Here is a 3,692-nt window from a genome sequence, read left to right on the forward strand (position 1 = left end):
GCAGGGCATCAGAAATCAAATCCTTGTCGAGCACCGGCAGCAGGCGCTGCCTAACTGTCATCTCCGGCATACTGGCGGCGAGAGCCTGTGCGGGGCTGTCGTAATTGACTGCGGATAAACCGACCGGGCCGCCTTCGGCGTAGCCACGGAAGCGTTCCAGGGAGCGCATCCCCTCGCGGCGGAAATTCTCCATAAAGGCCATGGCACCGGGCTCGCGCATGACTTCGGCGGGTTGCACGTATTCGCCAGCGTGGACCACGCCGGCCACCTGGTATTTAGTGCCCGCGCCGGTGTAACCGCCGTCGGCGTAGCCACTCACTGCCGAGACAGCCATTTGGGTGATCTGTGCGGCTGCCTTTTCAGCGGCAAGCCTGGCGATGGCCTGGGCAATAGAGGCAATGACTTCCTGGATTACATCGCCTAGGCTTTCGGCCCCACTGGCGAGGGCCACTAGGCCATCGGTGATACTGTCTTCAAACGCATCCTGTGCCACGGAGCCATAGCGTTCGGTGGTCACGCGCAGTTGCTCTATTTCGGCTTTCAACTGGCGTACGCGCTCAATGGCATCGGGGTCGCCAGTCGCCTCGGCCAGGACTTCCATTTGTGGTATCAACGTCTCCACCTGAGCGGTGGTGTCGCGGTGTAATTGCAGCAGCTGCTCGCGGGCAGACAATTCGGTTATTAAACCGGACTCCTGCTGCGCCTGGATGGTCTGCTCTTGTCGGTTTTGCTCCGACAGCACGCGAGCCACCTGGGCCTGGAGTTCATCCAGTTGCGCCTGGGCTTTTTCCACATTGATTAGGCTGTTGACCAGTTCGATGCCGGCGGTATCGCTGCGGGCCTGCAGGCGCAGCAGCAAATCCGCGTATTGATTTTCCAGGTCATTGCTGCGGGCCTCGGCGGTGCGGCCTTGCAAACTGAGGAGCCGGTTTTCAATGGTGGCCAATTGCTTGGCATCTGCCGTTGCCTGGTTGAGTTTTTCCTGGGCGGTTATTGCGGCATTGGCGGCTTGGGCGCGGGCGAGTAATTCGCCGCTCAATCCTTTTTCGGCGATATTGTACGCGCGGGTTTCTGCAGCACTTTTGCCCAGGACTTCCGCCTGGCGCTCAAGCTGGGCAACAAATGATTCCAAGCTCTTGCTTTCGCGGTCGATGCTTTTCTTGTCGGTGTAACGGGCATTAATGCCGGCAATATTGTTGGCGATGGTGTCGCTTTGCAGGCGCGGGTCATCGGGATTCGCTTGGCGGATTGCTTCCAATTGATCGCGGTATTCCTTTAAGGCCGCCAGGCGTTTTTCTTCTTTGCTTAAATTGGATTGAGTGAGGCGGTCCACTTTGCGCATCGCCGCAATAGCCTCTGCATCGATGCGGCGGCGCTCACCCTCGCGGGCGGATTGTTCATCGCGCTGCTGGATCTGCAATTCCAGGCGCTCTTTTTCTGCGGTAAGGTCGCCGAGGTTAGTGACATTTCCCCGGCGGCGCCCCTGGCGTATTTCCTCCTGCTCGCGGATGCGCTGGTTGACGCGCTCCAGCTGGTCTTCCAGGGTATCCGCGCGGCCGAGGCCCAGCATGGCATCCCAGCTTTCCCCGGCTGCGGTCTTTAGTCCCCGCCAGCCTTTTTCCAGCCAGCCTATATTGTCCACCAGCTCATCGCTGCGCCGGTTCATCTCTGTGGCATAGGTTTCCAGGGCAAGCTGCACCGCTTCCACTTCGTTGCCCTGGTCCTGCAGAGCGGCGATATTGGAATAGATGGCGGCGTCAAGGAAATGGTATTGCTCGTTGAGCTTTGCAATAGCCTGCACCGGGTCATCTGCCAGGCGCAGGAAATCATCCACGGTTTTATCCACTGCGCGACCGGTAGCCAGCTGCATTTTCACCGCTGTCAGGCCCACCTGCTCGATTTGCTCGGCGGAAAGCTTGCCGCTTTGGGCAATGTCAGCGAGGGCGGCAGCGGCCTGGCGCCGGGTACCGGCGACCTGGTCGAGGCGCTTAGACATTTCCGCCAGTTGGCCACTGTTCGTGCCGGCGGCGTTGCCGCTCAGAATCAGGGCTTCGGTATAGCGGCGGCTCTCGGCCGCGCCCTGCTCATGGGCCAACACCACAGTGGCCGTGGCGGCGGCAAGGCTACCGAGTAATAGCGGAATGGGTTTAATTGTTGAGGCCAGGGCTTTGGCGGCTTCACGGGTGCCACCAAATGAATCTTTTATCTGCCCACCTTGTTGGATGGCCACCAGCCACACGGGCATACCGGACGCCAGGCTGGTGGTGATGTCGGTAATCTGTGCCGGCAGCTGGCGCATGGCCTGTTTGTATTGGCCGGCAGTGATGCCGCCGCGTTTCATGGCATCATTTAACTGGTCTGTACCCGCTGCGGCGCTGGCGGCCTCTGTGCCAGTTTTGGGGAGCTGTAGGCCGCTGAAACTTTTACTGGCATCAGCGGCCGCGCGTTTTACATCAATTAGCTCTTTTTCTATTTTGTCTAGCTGTTTGGCTGTACCGTTATCTTTTACAGCCGTTGTCTTTTCCAAAGCCGCACCCGCATTACTGGCTGCCTCAGAAACATTTTCCAAATCTTTTTCTAGCTGCTCTAGTTGCCCGCCAGAGTCCGCTTTTCGCGGGGCGGTGACTTTGTCCAGGTTCGCATCTGCCTCAGCGGCGGCCACCGAAATACCATCCAGCTCTTTTCTTTTGAAGTCTTCGAGCTGCTGAGCGGCATTCTTTAAATCGGTACGAATGCGGAGGGCGAGTTCAAGGTTTTGTTTTGCCATGGGGACATCATGGCGAGTGCGGGGGGAAACGTCTTTTGAACAAGGGCAAAAATGCCAGCGGCGAATGCTGCTGGCTTAGTCTTTAATCAGGCTGCGGAGGTGCTTTTGGCTGTCGTTTTTGTCGGCAACAAATGCGGCGCGTATATCGGAGAAATTCCCGGCGCGCTGGTGGCGTTCACGACGCAAGGCGGCATCGTGGTAAAGCATTAATTGCCGCTCGGTATAACTGCCGATTTTTTCCGGGGGGTGTCCGTTGGCGATCAGGGTGGCGTAGATATCTCGCCAGCGGGTACGGGTTTTTGCGCTCTGCTCGCGACCAGTTCCGCGATCCGGCGTTGCTGCACAGAGCGCAGAAAAAAAGGGCCGGTCACCGCCCACCACGTCATCAGCAGCAAATTGCCATCGGGATCATTGAGTCCGTGCAGCCAGTTCTCATCGCAGTCGATGGCGACGGCCATTAGCTGCAATATAATTTCGTGGTGCTCGGCGATGATATCCAGCACCGCTTCCAGGGAGAGCGTTGCGCCGCTGCCCATTACCTGGTGCAGCGCCTTGAGAAATGGCGCCGCCAGTGGACGCAGGCGCAACCCCTCGACAAAGCCGTATTCACGCACGGTAATCTTTTCGCCAGCAATGGTCAGGGTGCGCTCTGGGTGCAGAATCTCCAGGTCATCCTGGGATTCTGCGGATACTTTTTTTTCCAGCTTTTTAGCCATGGGTTAACCCAGTAATTCGATGCGGCCAAAACCGCCGAGGGCTTCATCCGGGTCGGACAGCGCATCAAATAGCGCGGTACCTGTCAGTGCCAGCTCGCCGAAACTCGAATTAATCAAATCCAATTGGCTCACCGGATTAAATTTGCACTTGTATAAGCGCCCGCGCACTCGCTCGCCGCTACCGTCTACGGTGTTAACGCCATCCAGCA

Annotated in this window: 4 protein-coding genes; all 4 read right to left on the bottom strand. The window is 58.1% G+C overall.

What is annotated here, in order from left to right; all coding sequences use genetic code 11:
- Positions 1–2,767: phage tail length tape measure family protein (locus tag MO867_RS20975; protein ID WP_252472735.1), on the bottom strand; the 2,767-nt coding region annotated here is incomplete at its 3' end.
- A gap of 75 nt (positions 2,768–2,842) precedes the next feature.
- The gene (locus MO867_RS23645) at positions 2,843–2,974 is read right to left on the bottom strand and encodes a hypothetical protein (RefSeq protein WP_256474255.1); all 132 of its coding nucleotides are present in this window, start codon (positions 2,972–2,974) and stop codon (positions 2,843–2,845) included.
- 53 nt (positions 2,975–3,027) lie between these two features.
- A complete protein-coding gene (locus tag MO867_RS20980) occupies positions 3,028–3,483 on the bottom strand; it encodes a DUF6631 family protein (protein WP_252472738.1) in 456 nt (151 codons plus the stop codon).
- A gap of 3 nt (positions 3,484–3,486) precedes the next feature.
- On the bottom strand, positions 3,487–3,692 hold a 206-nt coding region (locus tag MO867_RS20985), incomplete at its 5' end, for a hypothetical protein (protein ID WP_373565922.1).

It is taken from the genome of Microbulbifer okhotskensis (genome assembly GCF_023895975.1).
Taxonomy (GTDB): Bacteria; Pseudomonadota; Gammaproteobacteria; order Pseudomonadales; family Cellvibrionaceae; genus Microbulbifer; species Microbulbifer okhotskensis.